General features: G+C 41.2%; 17 protein-coding genes and 3 pseudogenes. All 20 read right to left on the bottom strand.

The window, feature by feature from the left end; translation table 11 throughout:
• Positions 1-11 precede the first annotated feature (11 nt).
• Complete coding sequence (locus D2962_RS07720) at positions 12-2,153, bottom strand: FtsK/SpoIIIE family DNA translocase (protein WP_122014644.1); 2,142 nt, start codon at positions 2,151-2,153, stop codon at positions 12-14.
• 80 nt (positions 2,154-2,233) lie between these two features.
• On the bottom strand, positions 2,234-2,446 hold the full coding sequence (locus tag D2962_RS07715; protein ID WP_120767695.1) for a YlzJ-like family protein: 213 nt from the start codon (positions 2,444-2,446) through the stop codon (positions 2,234-2,236).
• A gap of 6 nt (positions 2,447-2,452) precedes the next feature.
• Positions 2,453-3,199, bottom strand: coding sequence for a ClpP family protease (locus tag D2962_RS07710; protein ID WP_120767696.1), 747 nt, complete (start codon positions 3,197-3,199; stop codon positions 2,453-2,455).
• 157 nt (positions 3,200-3,356) lie between these two features.
• Complete coding sequence (locus D2962_RS07705; RefSeq protein ID WP_122014643.1) at positions 3,357-5,024, bottom strand: ribonuclease J; 1,668 nt, start codon at positions 5,022-5,024, stop codon at positions 3,357-3,359.
• A 40-nt stretch (positions 5,025-5,064) separates the two neighbouring features.
• Positions 5,065-5,331: a YlmC/YmxH family sporulation protein gene (locus tag D2962_RS07700; RefSeq protein WP_120767698.1), complete on the bottom strand. Its 267-nt coding sequence runs from the start codon at positions 5,329-5,331 to the stop codon at positions 5,065-5,067.
• Between the two features lie 50 nt (positions 5,332-5,381).
• Positions 5,382-5,831, bottom strand: coding sequence for a dUTP diphosphatase (dut, locus tag D2962_RS07695; RefSeq protein ID WP_245984975.1), 450 nt, complete (start codon positions 5,829-5,831; stop codon positions 5,382-5,384).
• Positions 5,824-7,029 carry an alanine racemase gene (gene alr, locus D2962_RS07690; protein ID WP_122014642.1) on the bottom strand — a complete coding sequence of 402 codons (1,206 nt, stop codon included), beginning with the start codon at positions 7,027-7,029 and terminating at the stop codon, positions 5,824-5,826. The genes dut and alr overlap by 8 nt, the downstream gene beginning before the upstream one ends.
• A gap of 74 nt (positions 7,030-7,103) precedes the next feature.
• Positions 7,104-7,820 (bottom strand): polysaccharide deacetylase family protein, encoded by a 717-nt coding sequence (locus tag D2962_RS07685; RefSeq protein ID WP_120767720.1) that lies wholly within the window; start codon positions 7,818-7,820, stop codon positions 7,104-7,106.
• 93 nt (positions 7,821-7,913) lie between these two features.
• Positions 7,914-10,016, bottom strand: a complete 2,103-nt coding sequence (locus tag D2962_RS07680) for a polyribonucleotide nucleotidyltransferase (RefSeq protein WP_122014641.1) — start codon at positions 10,014-10,016, stop codon at positions 7,914-7,916.
• Positions 10,017-10,120: 104 nt separating this feature from the next.
• The gene (gene rpsO / locus D2962_RS07675) at positions 10,121-10,390 is read right to left on the bottom strand and encodes a 30S ribosomal protein S15 (RefSeq protein WP_120767702.1); all 270 of its coding nucleotides are present in this window, start codon (positions 10,388-10,390) and stop codon (positions 10,121-10,123) included.
• Between the two features lie 138 nt (positions 10,391-10,528).
• A complete protein-coding gene (locus tag D2962_RS07670; RefSeq protein ID WP_122014640.1) occupies positions 10,529-11,449 on the bottom strand; it encodes a bifunctional riboflavin kinase/FAD synthetase in 921 nt (306 codons plus the stop codon).
• 13 nt (positions 11,450-11,462) lie between these two features.
• Complete coding sequence (gene truB, locus D2962_RS07665) at positions 11,463-12,344, bottom strand: tRNA pseudouridine(55) synthase TruB (protein ID WP_122014639.1); 882 nt, start codon at positions 12,342-12,344, stop codon at positions 11,463-11,465.
• Complete coding sequence (locus D2962_RS07660) at positions 12,332-13,303, bottom strand: DHH family phosphoesterase (RefSeq protein ID WP_122014638.1); 972 nt, start codon at positions 13,301-13,303, stop codon at positions 12,332-12,334. The genes truB and D2962_RS07660 overlap by 13 nt, the downstream gene beginning before the upstream one ends.
• A gap of 2 nt (positions 13,304-13,305) precedes the next feature.
• Positions 13,306-13,677 (bottom strand): 30S ribosome-binding factor RbfA, encoded by a 372-nt coding sequence (gene rbfA, locus D2962_RS07655; RefSeq protein WP_120767706.1) that lies wholly within the window; start codon positions 13,675-13,677, stop codon positions 13,306-13,308.
• A 22-nt stretch (positions 13,678-13,699) separates the two neighbouring features.
• Positions 13,700-15,697 (bottom strand): translation initiation factor IF-2, encoded by a 1,998-nt coding sequence (gene infB, locus D2962_RS07650; RefSeq protein WP_122014637.1) that lies wholly within the window; start codon positions 15,695-15,697, stop codon positions 13,700-13,702.
• Positions 15,675-16,019 carry a L7Ae/L30e/S12e/Gadd45 family ribosomal protein gene (locus D2962_RS07645; RefSeq protein ID WP_122014636.1) on the bottom strand — a complete coding sequence of 115 codons (345 nt, stop codon included), beginning with the start codon at positions 16,017-16,019 and terminating at the stop codon, positions 15,675-15,677. Before D2962_RS07645 ends, infB begins: the two co-directional genes overlap by 23 nt.
• Positions 16,016-16,234 (bottom strand): RNase P modulator RnpM, encoded by a 219-nt coding sequence (gene rnpM, locus D2962_RS19525; RefSeq protein WP_342774536.1) that lies wholly within the window; start codon positions 16,232-16,234, stop codon positions 16,016-16,018. The genes D2962_RS07645 and rnpM overlap by 4 nt, the downstream gene beginning before the upstream one ends.
• Positions 16,235-16,291: 57 nt before the next feature.
• A pseudogene (nusA, locus tag D2962_RS07640) lies at positions 16,292-17,317 on the bottom strand (transcription termination factor NusA); the annotation flags it as partial.
• A 15-nt stretch (positions 17,318-17,332) separates the two neighbouring features.
• A pseudogene (locus D2962_RS07635) lies at positions 17,333-17,769 on the bottom strand (ribosome maturation factor RimP).
• A 159-nt stretch (positions 17,770-17,928) separates the two neighbouring features.
• Positions 17,929-21,200 (bottom strand): annotated as a pseudogene (locus tag D2962_RS19520) (PolC-type DNA polymerase III).
• Between the last annotated feature and the right edge of the window lie 135 nt (positions 21,201-21,335).

Here is a 21,335-nt window from a genome sequence, read left to right as displayed (position 1 = left end):
TCCCATTACCATCAAGTGTTGAAATATCTGTCAAATTGTTCTTTTGATATTAATATTTCCCTGGGTTTGGTTCCTTCAAATCCACCCACAAATCCCCTTTCCTCCATCTGGTCGATCAACCTGGCTGCCCGGGAATATCCTATATGGAGCCTGCGCTGTAACATTGATATGGAAGCCTGTCCGCTGTCAATGACAAGACGAAGGGCTTCTTTAAAAAGTTCATCGGTTTCTTCTTCTTTTTTCTCGGTTTCTACTTCTTTGAAGTCTGACAGTGTTTTTTCATAAGCCGGTGGCTTTTGTTTTTTGACAAAATCCACAAGTTTTTCCACTTCTTCCTCGGAAACATAAGCCCCCTGAATCCTGGTAGGTTTTGAGGCACCAACGGGAAAGAACAACATATCACCCTTGCCCAGCAATTTTTCAGCTCCCGAAACATCGAGGATGGTCCTGGAGTCAACCTGGGATGAAACCGCAAAGGAAATTCGGGAAGGGATATTGGCTTTTATCAGGCCGGTTATGATATCGACCGAAGGCCTTTGAGTGGCCACCACCAGGTGGATACCCGCGGCCCTCGCCATCTGAGCCAGTCTGCATATGCTATCCTCGACTTCTCTCGGAGAAACCATCATAAGGTCCGCCAGTTCGTCTATTATTACCAATACTTTTGAAAGGGGGTTGTCCGTGTTCAGCTCGTTATACCTTGTTATATCTCGCACCCCTTCTTTTGCAAAGGTCTGATACCTTTTTTCCATTTCCATGACAACCCAGTTTAACGCAGCGGCAGCTTTTTTAGCATCGGTAACTACAGGGGTCAATAGATGGGGAATATCGTTATATACGGTTAGCTCTACAACCTTGGGATCAATCATAAGGAATTTAACTTCGTTGGGAAAGGCCTTGTATAATATGCTGGAAATAATTGTGTTAATACATACACTTTTACCCGAACCTGTTGCTCCGGCAATAAGAAGATGGGGCATTTCCGCCAGGTCTGCCACCACCGGGTTGCCACCGATGTCCTTTCCCAGAGCTATGGTCAACTTTGAAGATGTCTTGAATTCTTGAGTTTCAATGACATCTCTCAAAAGTACGCTTGAAACCTGCTTGTTCGGAACTTCGATACCTATAGCGGCTTTGCCGGGAATGGGGGCTTCTATTCTCACATCCGGAGCAGCCAGACTGAGCGCGATATCGTCTGCAAGACTAACTATTCTGCTTACTTTAACTCCAGGTGAGGGTTGAATTTCAAATCTGGTAATTGTTGGGCCGCAGCTAACCTGCACGACTTTTGCCTGAACTCCAAAACTTTCCAGAGTCTTTTCCAGGACCTGTGCATTGTTCAAAAGCTCCTTTTCGCTAAATGAGTTCTGTCTTGACGAATTTTTTTTGAGCAATGAAACCGGCGGCAGGGTATAGTTCAAATTTTTTATGTCAGTATTATTTATTATTATCGGCGCGTCGTAAGGAACTGATGGAATGGAAGACTCATCAATTTTTTCTTGGGATTTTGACGGCGTTGTATTTAACCTGATGTTTTTTATATTTGCTCCCGACATATTTACCACTTTTATTTTGTCATCGTTTTCAACCGGAGTAACAATATTAATGTTTTTAACCCATAATTTGCTTTTTATCTTATTTATTAAAGCGGATATTGAACTACCCGTAGTTAAAATAAAACCTATGGCGCAAAAAGTGCCCATCAAAATGTATGAACCGGTATCTCCAAAAATGCCGAATAAAACGGAAAGACCCATCTCGCCTAATATTCCGCCTCCAATGCCTTTAATACCTAAATCGGCACTTTTATTCAGACGGTCGATGAAATTCATTCCCTTCATCGACATATGCAGTTTTATATGAATAATCCAGACCAGCATGAGCAGGATAATAAACAATCCCAGCAACCTGGGGGTGAACTCCGGATTTTTTCTTCTATACAGGCAGTAAATGCCCCATAAAATTATTAAAATTGGAGTTATGATAGCGGCGCTTCCCGAAAACCCCTTTAAATATCTACTTAATAAAACCCCCAAAATACCCACCGCATCCGTATATACGGAAAAAATTCCAATTATGCCAGCGGATATTAGCAGTAGTCCGCATATTTCCCATCTGATCTCATTTTTTATATTTTGTAACATTTTCCCCATAAAATAACACCTCTATTTTTTAATTCTCCACTTTTTTAAAAAATCCTTTTTAGTAAATAAAAAACAGGCTTTTGAGCCTGCTACATTTTAAACTCTATAATCTTTCCCGGTGAAAGTTCACTATTTAAATAGTCCTGAGGGTTGGTGCTGATTAGTCTCACTATTTTGCCATGATTTATATCTATGGGTTCTATGATTAATTTAATGCCATCCACATCTATTTCTTTAAAGTTGTATTTCCTGTCGATTCCATCTAAAACCAATTCCAGGGGCATTGCTGTGTACAATAGCATATCATTTTACCCTTTCTGCTTTTTTTCTTTTATTAGCTCCTCAAGTTTATTAACTGCCTTGCCTATACCTCCCACTTCATCTATAAGGCCGCACTCCACGGCATCGGATCCCACCAGAATTGTGCCTATATCCCGGGCCAGTTTGCCCGTACTGAACATTAGTTCCCTAAAAGTAGACTCATTAATTTTGGAGTGTTCCACTACAAATTTTATAACTCTATCCTGCATTTTATCCAGATACTCGTAGGTTTGCGGCACTCCTATTACGAGCCCTGTAAGCCTGATGGGATGAATGGTCATGGTAGCCGTCTCGGCTATAAAGGAATAGTCGCTGGCCACCGCAATAGGAACTCCAATACTGTGGCCTCCACCCAGCACCAGTGAAACGGTGGGTTTGGTCATACTCACAATCATTTCCGCTATGGCCAGGCCTGCCTCTACATCCCCGCCCACGGTATTTAGTATTATAAGCAATCCCTCCACTTTTGGATTTTGCTCTATGGCAACCAGTTGAGGGATTATATGTTCATATTTGGTAGTTTTGTTTTGCGGCGGTAAAACTATATGCCCTTCAATTTGCCCGACTATGGTAATACAGTGAATATTGCTTTCCGATTTGGGTACTTCCAGTTGTCCTAACTGTTGAATAGTATTTATAGATTCCGTTGGAGCTTTTTCAGGTAAAGGCGGCACCTGAATTTGCGGTGTTTGAGTTTCGTTTGAAGCATTGAATATACTTTTATACGAAATCATTCTTTTATTTATTCATCCTTTCTAGAGGTGGGACAACCTCAAAGTAAACCGCAGCGTGTAACAAAAGCCGAACGGTACGTTTAAGGAGTTGCTCCCATTGTTTTCTTTTATATTCTTTGAAGTTTTAAGCGAAATATACAAAAAAAGTATGACATAGTCATACTTCCATAATAATCGGCAATATCATAGGTCTCCTCCTGGTTTGTTCAAAAAGATATTTACCCAATGTATCTCTGACCTGGGACTTAATGGTAGACCACTCGCTTATATCTTCATCCTGGCATTTTTTTAGAGCCTGTCTAACTTTATCCCGGGCTTGATCCATTAATTCTTCAGATTCCCTGACATATACAAATCCTCTTGAGATAATATCAGGACCAGCCACCACTTCGGCAGTTTCTTTATCTATGGTTACCACCACGATTAAAATACCATCCTGGGAAAGTTGCTTGCGGTCTCTTAGTACTATATTGCCCACATCTCCAACACCCAGACCATCCACCAGGACCTTACCGGCGGTAACTCTCCCTGCCATTCTCCCGGAATCCTGGGAAAATTCCAGGACTCTTCCGTTTTCAGCAATAAAAATGTTTTCTTCCGGAATACCAATCTGTTTTGCCAGCTGGGCATGATGTATCAGATGCCTGTATTCTCCATGGACAGGAACAAAAAACTTCGGCCTTATAAGATTCAACATTAGTTTTAACTCTTCCTGGCTGGCATGGCCAGAAACATGAACACCTGAAATTGCCTCATATATGACATTTGCGCCCTGCTTAAAAAGGTGGTCAATGGTCCTGGCCACAAATTTTTCATTTCCGGGGATGGGAGTAGCCGAAATCAACACGGTGTCTCCTGGTACAATTTCCACTTTTTTGTGCTCTGACATGGCCATTCGAGTCAGAGCAGACATGGGCTCGCCCTGACTGCCGGTGGTTATTATTACCACCCGCTCTTTGGGAAGTCTGGCGATTTCGTCCAGTTCCATCAAAAGACCTTTAGGTATTGAAAGATATCCAAGATCAAGGGCGATGTTGACGACATTTACCATACTCCGGCCAACCACCGCCACTTTTCTGTTAAATTTATAGGCAGAATCTAAAATTTGCTGTATCCTGTGTATATTGGAAGCAAAAGTGGCTACGATAATCCTCCCGGCTGCCTTTTGAAATATTTCCTCAATGGTAGTGCCCACAACTTTTTCTGACATGGTGTAACCTTCACGCTCGGCATTGGTGCTGTCCGATAGTAGCACTAGCACACCCTTTGACCCCAGCTCCGCAAACTTGTGAAGGTCCGCTATCCGACCGTCTACAGGGGTCTGGTCCAGTTTAAAATCCCCCGTATGGCATACAACACCAACAGGAGTATGAATTGCAAGCCCTACGGCGTCCGGAATGCTGTGATTTACTCTGATAAAATCCACAGTAAAGCTGCCTATTTGGACCGTCGCGGGTGGTTTCACAATGTTCATAGGAACACTTTTTTTGAATTTTGTCTCTTTTAGCTTGCCATCCACCAGACCAAGCGTTAATTTTGTCCCATATAATGGCGCATTGATTTGCTGAAGCACGTAGGGCAGTGCCCCTATATGGTCTTCATGACCGTGAGTTATGACTATACCTTTAACATTTTCCTTATTTTCGATAAGATAAGTTATATCCGGTATTACCACATCAATCCCCAGCATCTCTTCTTCCGGAAACATCAATCCGGAATCTATAACAATTATTTCTTTATCATATTGAATCACCGTCATGTTTTTACCTATTTCTCCCATACCGCCAAGGGGTATGATTTGAAGCTTTTGTCCGTTTTTTGACAATAAAAAAGCACCTCCAAAGTAAAACAATCATGTTTTGCATTTAAAGTTTCCACATTTTCCTTGAACCCTGGCTATCCATTTCAAGAATAACAATGTCCGGGCCTATTTTTCTTATTGAATCCCACGAAACCTCTGTATAATTTTTTTCACCTAAAAGAAAGAATTGAGACTTCTTATTGGGTATCAATAAATAAATTATCTTGCCGTTATTTTCATCAATAACCAGGTCAGAATTTCCTATAATTCCCATACGTGCTCCGTCATAAAGATTTACAATTTCTTTCCCGCTCAATTCGCTCAATCTCATTTTTATTACCTCCCATATATTTTATGAAACAAGAGGTAATAAAATGCAAACTATACACCGGTGTGTCCAAATCCTCCATCTCCCCGCTGGGTTTCATCCAACTTATCTTTTTCATAGAGATGGGCTCTTACAACACCGGATATGACCAGTTGAGCTATCCTGTCACCTCTCTTTAATGAGAATCTTTGTTTCCCGAGATTTATAAGGATTACCTTTATTTCTCCCCGGTAATCGGAGTCAATGGTCCCCGGACTGTTTAGTAAAGTTACCCCATATTTTGCCGCTAGCCCGCTCCGCGGCCGGACCTGTGCCTCGTATCCGGGAGGAAGTTCAATTTTTATACCACACGGAATTATTTTATATTCACCGGGTTCAATATAAACTTCTTCAAAAATATTAGCCGCAAGATCCATTCCTGCAGCCTGGTGGGTCATATATTTAGGAAGAGGAATATCCTCAGCCCCTTCAACCCTGGTTACTGCTACTTGTATTTCATCCAATGAACTGCTCGCTCCCTCTTTCATAATGGTAGTGGTTTCCTGTATCAAATTTTACCGTCCGCTGCCTCAAGTCCACAAATATTTCATCTTCCCTGTGATATACTCTTGGTAGGTTATAGCAAAGATTTACCTTACGGGTGGATAGTTCAACCTGTTCTCCTATAAATATGTCATCTTTCAGGTCAGTCACATCAACCATGCAATTTTGCATACCTATTTTACCTATAATGTTAAAGGTTCGGCCCTTGATCCTTACTTTCCTATCCTGTCTTGATATTCCAAAACCAAGCAACACCTGCTTTAGGAAGCTCTTTAATCCATCCAGAACACCGTTGGGTTGCGGTACCAAAAGTTCAAGACCATCATAATACCCAAAAGGTATTACCGCCACCGTCGTAGGTCTTTTTGTTGTGTATTTATTACCATAACCTACATTATGGCCTCTTGGCAGTTTTTTTATAAATATGATCCTGGAAAAAACTTTTGCCGTTTTTTTTATATTCAGATTGCCCACCGGGCAAAGACCATACATCAAGTTACCCACACGCACCATATCGAGGTGCATTTCCGGATACTTTATAGTGGCAATACTGTTACACGCATGTCTTAAAGGTATATTAAATCCTGATTCCCGGATTTTGTTTGTTACGGATTGGAATTTTTCGAATTGATTTCGGGTAATAGCTGCAGAAGAAGCAGTTGAGAAATGGGTATATATTCCCTCAATATCTACCGCTCTAAAATCGGAATTTATTATTTTAACAAATTTCAGCGTATGCTCAGGCAATATTCCGAATCTGCCAAAGCCCGTATCCACCTTTATATGAATGCGTGTCTTTATGTTTAACCGTTTGGCCGCCTCGTGAAGGGCTTGTACCACATCAAGGGAACAAACGGTGGCAGTAAGGTCAAATTGGATGATCTTTTCTGCCTGTTCGGGTAATATTGTATTAAAAACTAAAATTGGGGCCTCGATGCCGCTTTTCCTTAAAAGTATGCCTTCATCCAGGCCCGAAACCCCGATAAAATCGGCACCGCTTTCGATGGCAGTCAATGCCACTGGGACAATCCCGTGTCCATAAGCATCGGCTTTAACAACCGCCAGCATCTTTGTTTCACCGATGAAATCCTTTATGATTTTAATATTATTTGATAATACATCCAGATCAACATCAACCCAAGATGTGAGGTTTTCCATGTACAATACCTTTCCAATCTATTATTATTTTAAATAAAGTATACATGAAATAAAGCATTATTTCAACTTAAAAATTATTCTTCGGATAACAAGTCACTGACAGTTGTTATTTTATACCCCTGTTTTTTTAAATTTTTAATAATTACAGGCATGGCCTTTACTGTATCCTCTGTGGGATGCATTAAAACAATCTTGCCATTGCCTGCATTTTTTAAGACCTTATTCACTATATAATCTACCCCCGGCTTTTTCCAGTCAATTGTATCGATAGACCACATGATAAGCCTGTAATTCAAAGATTCGGCGGCTTTTATGGTGAGTTCAGAAAATTCGCCATAGGGTGGTGCGAAAAGCACCGGTTTCTTGCCTGTAATTTTTTCAAGTACTTTTTCAGCGTCTTTTATTTCATTTATATTCTGTTCAAGAGATAGCATGGAATGGTGAGCATGGCTGTATCCATGATTACCTATTTCATGTCCTTTTTCTGCTATTAGGCGCAGTAATTCGGAATTTTTTTCAGCCCACCGCCCTTCGACAAAAAAAGTTATTTTCACATTCTTTTCTTCAAAAACTTGCAAGAGTGGTGGAAGAAATTCATTACCCCATGCTACGTTACATGTAAAGGCTATAGCTTTTTTATCACTTCCTCCCTCATAAATAGGCCTGGTTTTTGAAAAAGTTTCTATGTCTTTTAGGGTAGATGTTTTCAACATAGCCCAAACAGCAACAAAAATAAAAATCGCAAAAAGACCCATATACTTTTTAGACAATTTAAAAGTATAAAATCCCATATGCCTCGCCTGCCTTTTTTTATTTCTTAATAAAATTTTATTTTTCCAGGCGAAATTTATGATATAAAAAAACATAAACCGATTTAATTCGGTTTATGCTTCCGAGTGATTCTTTGTTTGAACATTACTCAATGCATCTTTATGGGAAAGGTTTATTCGGCCTTGCTTGTCAATATCTGTTACCTTTACCAGAATTTCATCTCCGACTTTTACCACATCTTCCACGCGCTTGACCCGTTCTTTTGACAGCTTGGAAATGTGAATCAAGCCTTCCTTGCCCGGCAATATCTCGGCAAAAGCTCCGAAATTAGTTATCCTCAGAACCTTGCCTATATATATTTTTCCTACTTCCACATCCTGAGTCAGTCTATTTATAATATCCATCGCTTTTTTACCGGCATATTCATCCGGTGTAGCTATATAAATCCTTCCGTCGTCTTCAATATCAATCTTCGCACCGGTCTCAGCAATGATTTTATTTATGGTCTTGCCTCCAGGGCCGATAACTTCTCTGATCTTGTCAGGATCGATCATCATTGTATATATCCTGGGAGCATAAGGCGAGAGTTCTTTTCTTGGTTCTTTTATTACAGCAAGCATTTTATCCATGATGAACAGGCGTCCTGCCCGAGCCTGCTGCAGCGCTCGTTTAAGGATCTCCTCATCAATACCTTTTATTTTTATATCCATTTGAATGGCCGTAATTCCTTGGGTGGTACCAGCAACTTTGAAATCCATGTCTCCCAGAAAGTCTTCCATACCCTGGATGTCGGTTAAAATGGTTATCCTATCGTCATGTTTTATCAAACCCATAGCGACTCCAGCTACAGGTGCTTTTATAGGTACCCCTGCATCCATCAAAGCCAGGGTAGACCCGCAAACACTGGCCATAGAAGTAGAACCATTGGAACTCATGACTTCGGAAACCAGCCTGATGGTATACGGAAATTCTTCTTCCGATGGAATCATGGGCTCAAGAGCTCTTTCTGCCAGTGCTCCATGACCGATTTCCCTGCGCCCGGGCCCTCTAAGAACCCTGGTCTCCCCTGTACTGTAAGGTGGAAAATTATAGTGGTGCATATACCTTTTTGACTCTTCAATACCCAGGCCATCCAGTATCTGTACATCCCCCAGCGCTCCAAGAGTGGCCACTGTAAGCACCTGGGTTTGGCCACGGGTAAAAAGCCCTGAGCCATGGGTTCTGGGAAGGACTCCAACTTCGCACGATATGGGTCTTATCTCAGTGCTTGTTCTGCCATCAGGCCTGATGCCTTCATAGGTTATCATTTTTCTGACTTCTTCTTTTAATATATCATATAAAACATCAGCAATTTCCTTTTCTTTTTCCGGATAAATTTCCTGGAAATGCAGCAGAGTGTCTTCGTTTATCTTATCGATATAAGCCTCACGTTCCTGCTTGTCATAAATCCTAATGGCTTTGAGAATTTCTGCTGTAGCATATTCCCTTACATCCTTTTTCAGATTTTCATCAATTTCTTCAATTAGAAATTCCATTTTGGGGTTTCCAATTTTGCCCACTATTTCTTCCTGAAATTCTACTAGCTTCTTAATTTCTTCATGCCCGAACAAAATGGCTTTTAACATTTCCTCTTCCGTCACTTCATCGGCTCCTGCTTCCACCATGAGAACCGCATCTTTTGTCCCTGCCACCACCAATCTCAAACGGCTTTTTTCCGCTTCGGCAACGGTGGGATTTATCACATATTTTCCATCAACCATACCTACGGAAACCGCCCCCACCGGTCCTTCAAAAGGTATATCCGATATGCATAAAGCCAATGATGCTCCGTTTATGGCTAATATGTCCGGGGTATTATCCTGGTCTACCGATAAAATTGTGGCAATTATCTGCACATCATTTCTGAAGCCTTTAGGGAAAAGCGGTCTTAAAGGCCTGTCTATAACCCGCGCAGATAAAATAGCTTTTTCGCTGGGTTTTCCTTCCCTTTTTATAAAACCTCCGGGTATCTTTCCCACAGCATAAAGCCTTTCTTCATAATCTACAGTTAAAGGCAGAAAGTCCACCCCTTCTCTGGGCTTTTTGGAAGCAGTAGCTGTTACCAGTACTACAGTATCACCATACCTGATTAGAACTGATCCATTAGCCTGCTGGGCTAACTTGCCGGTCTCAACTGTCAGCTTCCGGCCGGCTACTTCTGTTGTAAATTGTTCCAAGAACTCACTCCTCCTTTATATAAAATACAAAATTCTATTCTACATTAAGATTATTATTTCCTTCTTTTTGCTACAAATAAATTTAAGCGGGAATAACCCCGCTTTTATTTTCTAAGATCCAGTTTTTCTACCAGCTTTCTGTATCGCTCAATATCGCTATCTCTGAGATAGTTCAACAACGAGCGCCGTTTGCCAACCATTTGGAGCAAACCTCTTCTAGAATGATGATCTTTCTTATGCTGCTGCAAATGTTCTGTCAACTGGTTAATTCTCTCTGTCAACATCGCAATTTGCACTTCCGGAGAACCGGTATCGTTCTCATGGGTTTTAAATTTATCAATTATAGCCTTTTTGGCTTCCTTGACCAAAGCCATTCTGCAGTCACCTCCTTTTTCTTCTAAATCCCCAATTGCCCAGTAAATCGCCGGAGAACTCGATGAACCGGACAAGGGTTCATGTTCATTATAGATTTTATCACATCTCAAATAAAAAGTAAATTTAATAACAACAATTCAACCCAGAATATTTTTCGCCCTGGCGAAGTCTTTCCTCACCTGATTTATTAACTCCGAAACACTGTCAAATTTTATTTCATCGCGTATTTTTTCCACAAATATGACTTCCAGTGTTTCTCCATATATCTGTTTATTAAAATTAAAAATATGCACCTCTAATGTGGTTTGATTTTTATTAAAAGTTGGTTTTGTGCCTATATTTGCGACACCTTTTAATATACTGCCCTGCCATACAACCCTCACAGCATACACTCCTTTTGCCGGCAGTATTATATCCGGCGAATAAGACATATTTGCCGTGGGGAATCCCAGTTTTCTTCCCAATGCATCACCATATACTACAATGCCATCTATGCTAAAAGGCCTTGCCATAAATTCCCCGGCCTTTTTTACATCGCCCTCCTTGATTAAAGACCTTATGAGGGTGCTGCTTACGATTTTTCCCTCATAAGTAACGGGAGGTATGATTATGGTCTCGATTCCTTCTTTAGCGCAAATCTCCTTCAAAATATGTGCGGTGCCTGCACCCCCGTTTCCAAATCTATAGTCGAACCCTACGACAATCGTTTTAGCCTGACATTTTTTTATCAGGATATCGTATATGAAATCTTTATAGTCGATCTTTGAAAAATCCCGTGTAAATGGGGTAAGAATGAGATTATTGATGCCAAATGATTTAATGACATTTTCTTTTTGTTTAAGAGTCATTATAAGGGGATCAGCTTTATCAGGATTTAAAATCTTCGAAGGGTGTGGTTCAAAGGTCAGTATGGTGGACTCCAGACTTTTTATCCTTGCCTGTTTTAATAGTTCCTTTATCAATCTTTGATGGCCCAGATGTACGCCGTCAAAATTCCCCAAACCGCAAGCCGTGGGGCCGGATAAATTAATAGTCAGCAGTTCTCGGTATATTTTCATATTTTCCCCTATCCTAAAAAAAAGTTTTTACAAGGCGTATACAGCTTTTCTGATTTTGTATCTCAACCTTTGCTATTCCGATAAATATTCCGCCGGAATATACTCTTATAAAACCATTTAACTCATGGTCAAAATCATAATATAAGACTCTGCCCCTGGAAAAATTATTCTTTTCCATCGCCGGGAGCTCAATGGCGGGCAGGTGAGCCATGCCTTCGTCAATGGGAATTATCATTTTATCCATAGCATTATTGGACACATTTTGCTGAATTTCTTCTATGGTATAAGATTTATCTATATAAAACAATCCCGCTCTAGTCCTGACGAGACATGAAAGAAACGCTCCGCACTCTAAATGTTGGCCAATATCTTCACATAAAGTCCTTATATATGTCCCTTTCGAACAGGTAGTCCTAAAAGTTACAATATTGTCTTTAAAATAAATAAGCTCGAGAGATTTGATTTCCACGGTCCTGGGTTTTCTTTCAACCGTCATACCATGCCGGGCCAGTTCATACAGCTTTTTACCATGATAATGTACAGCAGAATACATCGGGGGTATCTGTTCTATTTTGCCCACGAATTTCGTGAAAACATGATTTATCCTGTCAATATCAACATTTACTTGCCGTGTGCTCAGAATATTTCCTTCGGAGTCTCCGGTATCGGTGGTAATTCCCAGTACCATTTCAGCCACATATTCCTTATCGGTCTCGCTAAAAAATTCAATGGCTTTAGTAGCTCTGCCAATAAATAAAGGAAGCACCCCTGCCGCTGCCGGATCCAGAGTCCCCCCGTGGCCGATTTTCTTAATTTGAAAAAGTCTTCGTAAATAAGCTACCACATCATGGGAAGTCATACCTGGCGGCTTTAAGACATTTATTATTCCATCCAAGCTCTTTCCCCCGCTAAATATTTTTTTACGGAGTTTAAAACCCGGTCCCGGGCTTCATCAAGAGGTACCTCTAAAGTGCATCCCGATGCCCTCAGATGACCGCCCCCACCAAATTCCTCGGCTATTTTACTGACATCCACCCATTCGTTGGATCTAAAACCAACCTTTACCGACTGCTCCTCTTTTTCTTTAAACAAAACAGCAACCTCGACACCTTCTATTTCTCTGGCATAATTGATTATTCCATCGGTGTCTTCTTCCCTTGCCCCTGATTTCTCCATAATTTCCTTTGTTATAGAAATAGTGGCGATCCTGCCATTGTCGAATAATTCCAGAGTACCAAGGGATAGTTTAATTAAATTTACTGACTCTATGCTTCTTTTTTCGAATATCTGCCGGCTCATAAAATCGGGTTTGACTCCCGCTTCAATCAACTCCGCAAGAATTCTGAGACAGGACGGCGTGGAGTTGGAATACCGGATAGAACCGGTATCTGTTATAATTGAGGTATACAGGCATTGAGCAATATCCAAATCAATATTTGTCATATTCTTTATTACATGGTATATTATCTCTCCCACAGAGGAAGCCTGGCTTTCTATAATATTGATATCTCCAAAAAGTGAATTGCTTTTATGGTGGTCAATATTTACAACCACTCCCGCGTAAGTTTTTAATTTACTGTCAAACCCCAATCTTTCCTCATCACCGCAGTCAAGAGATATGATCACATCACATTTTCCTTTGAAATATCTTTTTATATCCCCTGCACCTGGTAAAAAACTGTACTTGCGGGGCACTTCGTCCCGAACCACGGCAGTTGCGTTTTTGCCAGCCCTTCGAAGTGCCAGTGTCATGGCAAGAACTGAACCGATACTGTCCCCATCGGGTATGATATGGGAAGTTACAACAAAAGAATCATAATCTGTCAGGATGTTCTCCAGTGCTGAAAAATCCATTTTTATCGGTCCTCATTTCCATTGTCTTCTTGCTTTTGAACTTCTTCCAGTAATTTATATATATGGATACCGTATTCAATAGACTCATCTATTTTAAAAGAAATTTCGGGGATAAACTTCATCCTTACCCTATGGGCCAGCTCTTTCCTGATAAAACCTTCAGCATTTTTTAGACCCTCAAAGACTTTTTGTTTTTCGGATTCTTCACCGTAAATGCTGAGAAAAATTTTAGCATGACGCAGATCTTTTGTCATTTCGACTTTGGTCACTGAAATCAATCCGGAAACCCGTGGATCTTTAATCTCATTATTGATTATCTGACTGGCAGCTTTTTTTATCTCTTCAGCCACCCGTTCACTGCGAGAAAATTCCACTTTCTAAGCCTCCCCAAAATACCTATTGTCTTTCTACTGCTTTCATAATAAAAGCTTCCAGCACATCCTGTTCCTTGATATCATTAAATTTTTCCAGGCCTATACCGCATTCATAACCGCTTACCACTTCCCTGACATCGTCTTTGAAACGTTTAAGGGAAGCTATTTTACCTTCGTGGACTACAACTCCCTGGCGAAGCACCCTTATGCTTGCGTTTCTGGTGATTTTACCTTCTGTGACAAAACATCCAGCCACCACACCTATGGTGGGGACCTTGAACAGTGCCCTCACTTCTGCCCTTCCGAGGACAACTTCTTCAAACTCTGGTTCAAGCATACCTTTCATGGCTGACTGTATGTCATCTATCACATCATAGATAATCCTGTAAGTTCTTATATCGATGTGTTCTTTTTCCGCGATTTTTTTCGCATTGGAATCCGGCCTCACATTAAAACCTATAATAATCGCGTTGGATGCCGCCGCCAGCATTACGTCGCTTTCATTTATTGCACCGACACCACCGTGTATTATTTTAACCTGCACTTCATTGGTGGAGCACTTCTCCAGCGCCTGCTTTAAGGCTTCTATAGAACCCTGGACATCCGCTTTTAATATTATATTTAACTCCTTTACTTCGCCCTTTTGCATCTTTTCAAACAATTGATTCAACGATATTTTCTGCGGTGTGGCAAATTCTGTTTCTTTTTGAACCATCTTTTTGCTTTCAGCAATTGCTTTTGCCTCTTTTTCATTTGCCACCGCTCTTAAGATATCACCCGCATTGGGTACCTCCGATAATCCCAGGACTTCTACGGGTATGGATGGCCCGGCCGATTTTATCTTTTTGCCGCGGGAATCGAATAAAGCTCTTATCTTTCCATAGGCAGTGCCTGCCACCACACCGTTACCCACCTTTAATGTACCCTTTTGAACCAGAACCGTGGCTACCGGTCCGCGGCCCTTGTCTAACTTTGCCTCAATGATGACGCCTTTAGCCCTGGAAGTATAATTGGCCTTTAGTTCCGCCATTTCGGCCACCAGTAATATCATTTCCAGAAGTTGGTCAATTCCGGTTTTGGTCTTGGCCGACACATTTACGAATATAGTATCTCCACCCCATTCTTCCGGAATAAGGTTATATTCCGCCAGTTGCTGTTTTACTCTTTCAGGATTAGCATCAGGTTTATCTATCTTGTTTACTGCTACTATTATAGGTACGCCTGCTGCTTTTGCATGGTTTATAGCTTCCACCGTCTGGGGCATGACACCGTCATCGGCGGCAACCACCAGAATGGCTATATCCGTCACTTTCGCCCCCCGTGCCCTCATGGCCGTAAAGGCTTCGTGCCCGGGAGTGTCTAAAAATACGATGCTTTTTCCGTTGACTTCAACCTGGGACGCACCGATATGCTGGGTAATACCCCCTGCTTCGTGGGCAGTTACATTTGTCTGCCTTATGGCATCAAGAAGAGAGGTTTTACCATGGTCGACATGACCCATGACTGTTACCACAGGAGGCCTTGGTTTCTTGTCTCCGGTGTCCTCATCTTCTTCAGGCTGTTCGTCTATATATTGCTTTTTTTCCTGTTCTGCTTCAAATCCGAATTCTTCAATTAATTTTTTAGCCGATTCAAAATCTATCTCGGCGTTAATATTTACCATTAAGCCGAAATCCATAAGTTTTTTTATTATTTGCACCGGTTCTATATTGATGGTCTTTCCAAGTTCCTTAACACTTATCTTGTCAGGAATAGTAATAACTTTTTTCTTTGGCGCAGGAATTTCCTCATCCTTTTTATTGGGTTTTTCTGTACCCGATACACCTTCCGTTTTATTTGCTTTTGACTTTCCCTTGCCGTTTTCTTCATTGATTATGTCCACTATCAGTTGGGCTGTATCGTCTTCTATAGTGCTCATATGGTTTTTTACGATAATGCCAAGATCTTCTAAAATTGATATCAATTTTTTGCTAGAAACGCCTAATTGTTTGGCCAGTTCATATACTCTCAGTTTGTTCAATATCCCCCACCCCCGTTAAAGATTTTAAACGTCTGTATATCTCATATGCCAAACCTCTGTCAGTTAAGCCTAAAACCTTTCGTTCTTCTTTCCCTATAGATTTTCCCAAATCACGCGCATTTCCCCAAACAACCACTGGTATGTTCCTACTGTTTGCCATGTTTGAGAATCTTTTTTTTGTATTATCCGAGGAGTCCTCGGATACAATTATTAAAAAAACCCGTTTAGAAATAATTGCCCTTTCGACACTATCCTGACCGGATACAAGCTTTCTTGACTTCTGGGAAATACCCAAAAGGGAGAGAACATCGGAAGGTTTCATATCTTGCTTAAGTCCTCCTTGAGCCGATTGATGGTTTCCTTTGAAACACTAGTATCCAGCGCTTTTGATAACCGTTCTTCTTTAAGAGCTATTTCGAGACATTTGGGGTCTTTGCAAACATAAGCTCCCCTACCGGACTTTTTGCCTGTAGGGTCCACTTCTATTTTTCCATCGACAGTCCTTACTATTCTCGTCAACTCTTTTTTGGGTTTCATTTGTCTGCATCCCAGACACATGCGCTGAGGAATTTTTTTAGGCACTTTCATCCCCTCTTGTATTCTCACTTTTATATCTATTTTCCAGCCAGTAAGTTTAGCCGCCAGCCTGGCATTCTGGCCTTCCTTTCCTATTGCAAGGGACAGTTGGTTTTCAGCCACTGTAACGCGGGCGATTTTATTGTTCTCCTCGATAGCCACCTCTAAAACCCTGGCCGGACTCAATGAATTGGAAATAAAGGTAGAAATATTCTTATCCCATTTTATTATATCTATTTTTTCACCCTTTAGCTCTTCAACTACGGCTTGCACCCTCGTTCCTTTAGGGCCCACGCATGAACCTACAGGGTCCACATTCTCATTTTTGGAGTAGACCGCTATTTTGGTGCGCGAACCCGCTTCCCTGGCTATGCCTTTAATCTCCACGACCCCCTCAAAAATTTCCGGCACTTCCAGTTCAAAAAGCCGTTTAACAAGGCCGGGATGAGATCTGGAAACTGTAATCTGAGGACCCTTGGTGGTCTTTTTGACCTCAAGAATATAAACCTTGATTCTGTCCCCCTGGTTATAGTTTTCTGTTGGGATTTGCTCATTGGGAGGCAGCACCACTTCTATTTTACCCAGATCTATTATTATATTTTTCTTGTCAAACCTCTGGACCACACCCGTAACTATATCGGTCTCCCTGCCGGAAAATTCTTCATAAATAATATTCCGTTCAGCTTCCCTAATCCTCTGCATCACGACCTGTTTGGCGGTCTGGGCTGCTATCCTTCCAAATTTCCTCGGCGTAACCTCTACGGATATTACATCTCCGATTTTGGCTGTTGGATACAAGGTAGAAGCTTCCTCTATATCTATCTCAAGAAGAGGATCTTTTACATCATTGGTGACCGTTTTTTTGGAAAAAACTTTAACTTCTCCGGTATCCCTGTCAATATTTACAGCTACATTTTGTGCTGATCCGTAATTCTTTTTGTAAGCTGAAATAAGTGATGCTTCCAGGGCTTCAAGCAAGAGTTCCTTTGAAATTCCCTTTTCCTTTTCCAGCTGCTCTATAGCTTCAATAAATTCTATATTCATTATTCACTCCCCGCTCTATTCAAATTTCATTTTAGCCGATGATATGCTGTCCTTTGGTATTTTAAAAACCTTTTTATCTTCAACTGTTACGATTCCTTCCGAAAAATCTTTTAAAATACCGCTGAATATCTTTTATTTTCAAAAGGTTCATAAGTCTTAATTTCCACCATAGAACCTACTGCTTTTGAAAAATCCCTATCGTTTTTAAGCGGCCTTTCTATACCCGGTGAAGATACTTCGAGAATATAGCTGTAAGGTATGGGATCAGTAATATCCAGTTGCCTGCTTATATCTTCACTCACCAACTGGCAATCGTCTATGGTGATTCCGCCCTCTTTATCAATGTAATATCGAAGATACCAGTGACCGGCTTCTTTTACAAACTCTACATCCACCAGTTCAAAATTCCTTTTTTCTACCGCATCCCGGCCTATTTTCTCCAGGTTTTTCATGACTCTTTCATTTATCATATTATCACCACCTTTATCTGGGATTCAGGGATATTTTATAATATTAAAGAGTGGGAAAAAACCCACTCTATACGATGTCCTACTATTGCTTTATAAATTATAGCATAGTAAAACCTGTAATGCAACATTAAAAAAGGCATTTTAAAAAAGGCATAACTGGTTGGTTTCCTGAAGATTGGAGATAATACCGTTCTGTTTTAAAATCTGGATTACGTTTTTGGTTATCCTGGCTCTTTGACGAAGGTCCTCAATGGAAGTAAACCTGCCCTTTGCCCGCTCCTCTGCTATGCTCTGGGCTGCCGTAAGCCCTAAACCCTGTAAAGCTGTTAAAGGCGGCAGGATACCGTTGTCTGTTATTTTAAACCTTTTTACATCGGATTTATATAGGTCAATTGGTACGAACTGGATTCCCCTCATGTACATCTCATTTGCCACTTCGAGAATGGTGAGCAGATTTTTTTCCTTGGCGCTCGCATCTTTCTCCTTTTTTTCAATTTCTGAAATGGTTTCTCTTATCTTTTTGGGCCCCTGCAGTATAAGCTCAGCATCAAAATCATCGGCTCTCACCGTAAAATATGTGGCATAAAAGGCTTCGGGATAATGCACTTTAAAGTAAGCGATTCTGAAAGCCATGATAACATAAGCCACAGCATGGGCTTTTGGAAAGAGATATTTTATCCTTTTGCATGATTCCACAAACCATGGGGCTATATTTTTATTCTTTGCCAGAATCTCTTCAAACTCTGTTTTTAACCCCTTGCCCTTTCGCACATTTTCCATAATAGTAAAAGCTATCTTAGGCTCGATACCCTGATTTAAAAGATAAATCATGATGTCGTCTCGAGTCGCTATAACATCCTTGAGCGTTGCAGTTTTGCTTTTTATCAAGTCCTGGGCATTGTTGAGCCACACATCGGTACCGTGGGAAAGGCCGCTAATCCTTACCAACTCAGCGAAGGTGGAAGGCCTTGTATCCTCCAGCATCTGCCTTACAAACCTGGTCCCGAACTCTGGAACTCCAATGGTGCCCACGGTGGTGCCCACGGATTCGGGCTCCAGCTTGAGGGATTTTAATGATGAAAATATTTCCATTGTGTCCCTGTCATCAAGGGGTATCTTCCTGGCGTCAATACCAGTTTCCTCTTCCAGCATCTTTATTACGGTTGGATCGTCATGACCAAGCAGGTCAAGTTTTAACAGCCTGCTGCTGATAGAGTGATAATCAAAATGGGTTGTAATGACCCCGGATTCCTTGTCATCAGCAGGGTATTGAACCGGGGAGAAATCATATATCTCCATATCCCGCGGAACTACCATCAACCCCCCGGGATGCTGGCCTGTGGTCCTCTTGACACCAGTAATGCCTGAAGCCAGCCGTTTTATTTCACATGCCGGAGCATTTATTCTCTTTTCTTCCAGATAAGATTTCACAAAACCGAAGGCTGTTTTTTCCGCTATGGTGGATATTGTTCCTGCCCTGAAAACGTGGTGCCTTCCAAACAATTCTTCGGTGAATTTATGGGCTTTGGCCTGGTATTCTCCCGAAAAATTAAGATCTATATCCGGAACTTTATCTCCTTCGAATCCCATGAACACCTCAAAAGGTATGTTGAACCCCTCTTTTTTCATGGGCTTACCACACACAGGACATGATTTATCAGGGAGATCTGGGCCCACTATTCCCTCATTTTCCTGTATGAAAATAGCATTTTTACATTCCGGGCATAAATAATGGGGCGGTAGCGGATTGACCTCGGTTATTCCGCACATGGTGGCTACCAGCGATGAGCCTACCGATCCCCTGGACCCCACCAGATAGCCGTCTTCCATGGATTTTTTTACAAGTTTATGTGCAATCAAATATATTACGGAATAACCGTGATTTACAATGGAATTAAGTTCCCTTTCGATCCGCTTTTGCACTATATCGGGAAGGTTGTCTCCGTACAGTTCTTTAGCCCGTTTATAAGTCATATTAATTATTTCCTGTTCGGCTCCCTCGATTTTAGGAGGGTATAATTCGTCCGGTACTGGTTTAATGTCATCTTCAATTTCATCGGCTATTTTATTAGTATTTGCCACTACTACCTCAAAAGCGGCTTCTTTGCCCAGATACTCGCATTCCTTCAGCATATCCTCTGTTGTTTTAAGATAAAGACAAGAATCTTTATCGGCATCTTCATAGCCCTGGGATTTTAGCAGGACCTTTCTGTATATTTCATCCTCCGGATTCAAAAAATGTACATCCCCGGTAAGTGCCACCGGTTTGTTAAACTTTTTCCCCAGTTTATAAATTTGAAGGTTTAATTTTTCAAGCGCTTCCTTGCCGCTGACCATCCCGTTTTGTACCAAAAAAGCATTGTTTTGCAGGGGCTGGATTTCAAGAAAATCATAAAACTCAACAATTCTTTTTATATATTCCGGGCTGGAAAAGTGCAGTAAACTCTGGTAAAGTTCCCCTGCCTGACACCCTGTCCCCAGAATAAGCCCTTCTCTGAAGGATTTCAATAAGGATTTCGGTATTCTGGGATGCCTGTAAAAATAATCCAGATGGGACCTGGATACAAGCTCGTAAGATTTCTCAAGCCCACCATGTTTTTTACAAGAATAGTGGCATGGTAAGAGTTTAAATGAACAGCGCCATTACTGGAATGGTAGATATGGTTTATGTGCGAAAGATTTTTAATCCCTGTCTTTTCAAGATGGGCCAGCGCTTCCTTAAGTATTAAAGCAGCGGTATTGGCATCGTCTACAGCCCGGTGATGATTTCCCATTTTTATATCCAATTTTTTCGCCACCGTGTCCAGACGATGGTTTTTTAAGTCTGTGTATATAATCTGACAGAGAGGCAGTGTATCGAGAACTTTATTGTCAAAAGGGAGCCCTAGCTTTTCGCAGTCTCTTCTGATGAAACCTGAGTCAAACCGAGCATTATGGGCCACAAAAATACCATCACCCAGGAAATTGATAAAACCGGATAAAACCTCTTTTAAAGGCGGTGCAGAACTTACCATTTCGTTGGTTATGCCCGTGAGATTGATAATATTTGCAGGAAGCGCCTTTGAAGGTTTAACAAAGGATGCAAATCTATCGATGATACTGCCATTTTTTAATTTAACAGCGCCTACTTCTATAATTTCATCGTTCTCCAAAGAAAGCCCGGTGGTTTCAATGTCTGCAACCACGAAAGTGACATCCTGCAACTCACTGTCCGGTGGATTTACCATTACCGGGAACTCGTCATCGAAGACATAGGCTTCAACGCCGTATATAGGTTTAATACCTGATCCATGGGCAAATTCATAAATTTCCGGATAAGACTGGATTACACCATGGTCGGTAAAAGCCACTGCCTTATGGCCCCAACTTTTTACCAGTTTAATGACCTGTTTTGGAGAACATATCGCATCCATGGCACTGTAACGAGTATGCAAATGCAGTTCTACCCGCTTTTCCGGAGACGGATCCTGTCTTACAGGCTTCTGAGCCTCATTTATATCATAAGGCATCAGTTCATATTCCTGAGAATACTTGTTACTTTCTATTTT

The organism is Biomaibacter acetigenes, assembly GCF_003691585.1.
Classification (GTDB): Bacteria; Bacillota; Thermosediminibacteria; order Thermosediminibacterales; family Tepidanaerobacteraceae; genus Biomaibacter; species Biomaibacter acetigenes.
The sequence above is the reverse complement of the archived record's forward strand: the minus strand, read 5'-3'. Positions and strand labels throughout refer to the sequence as shown.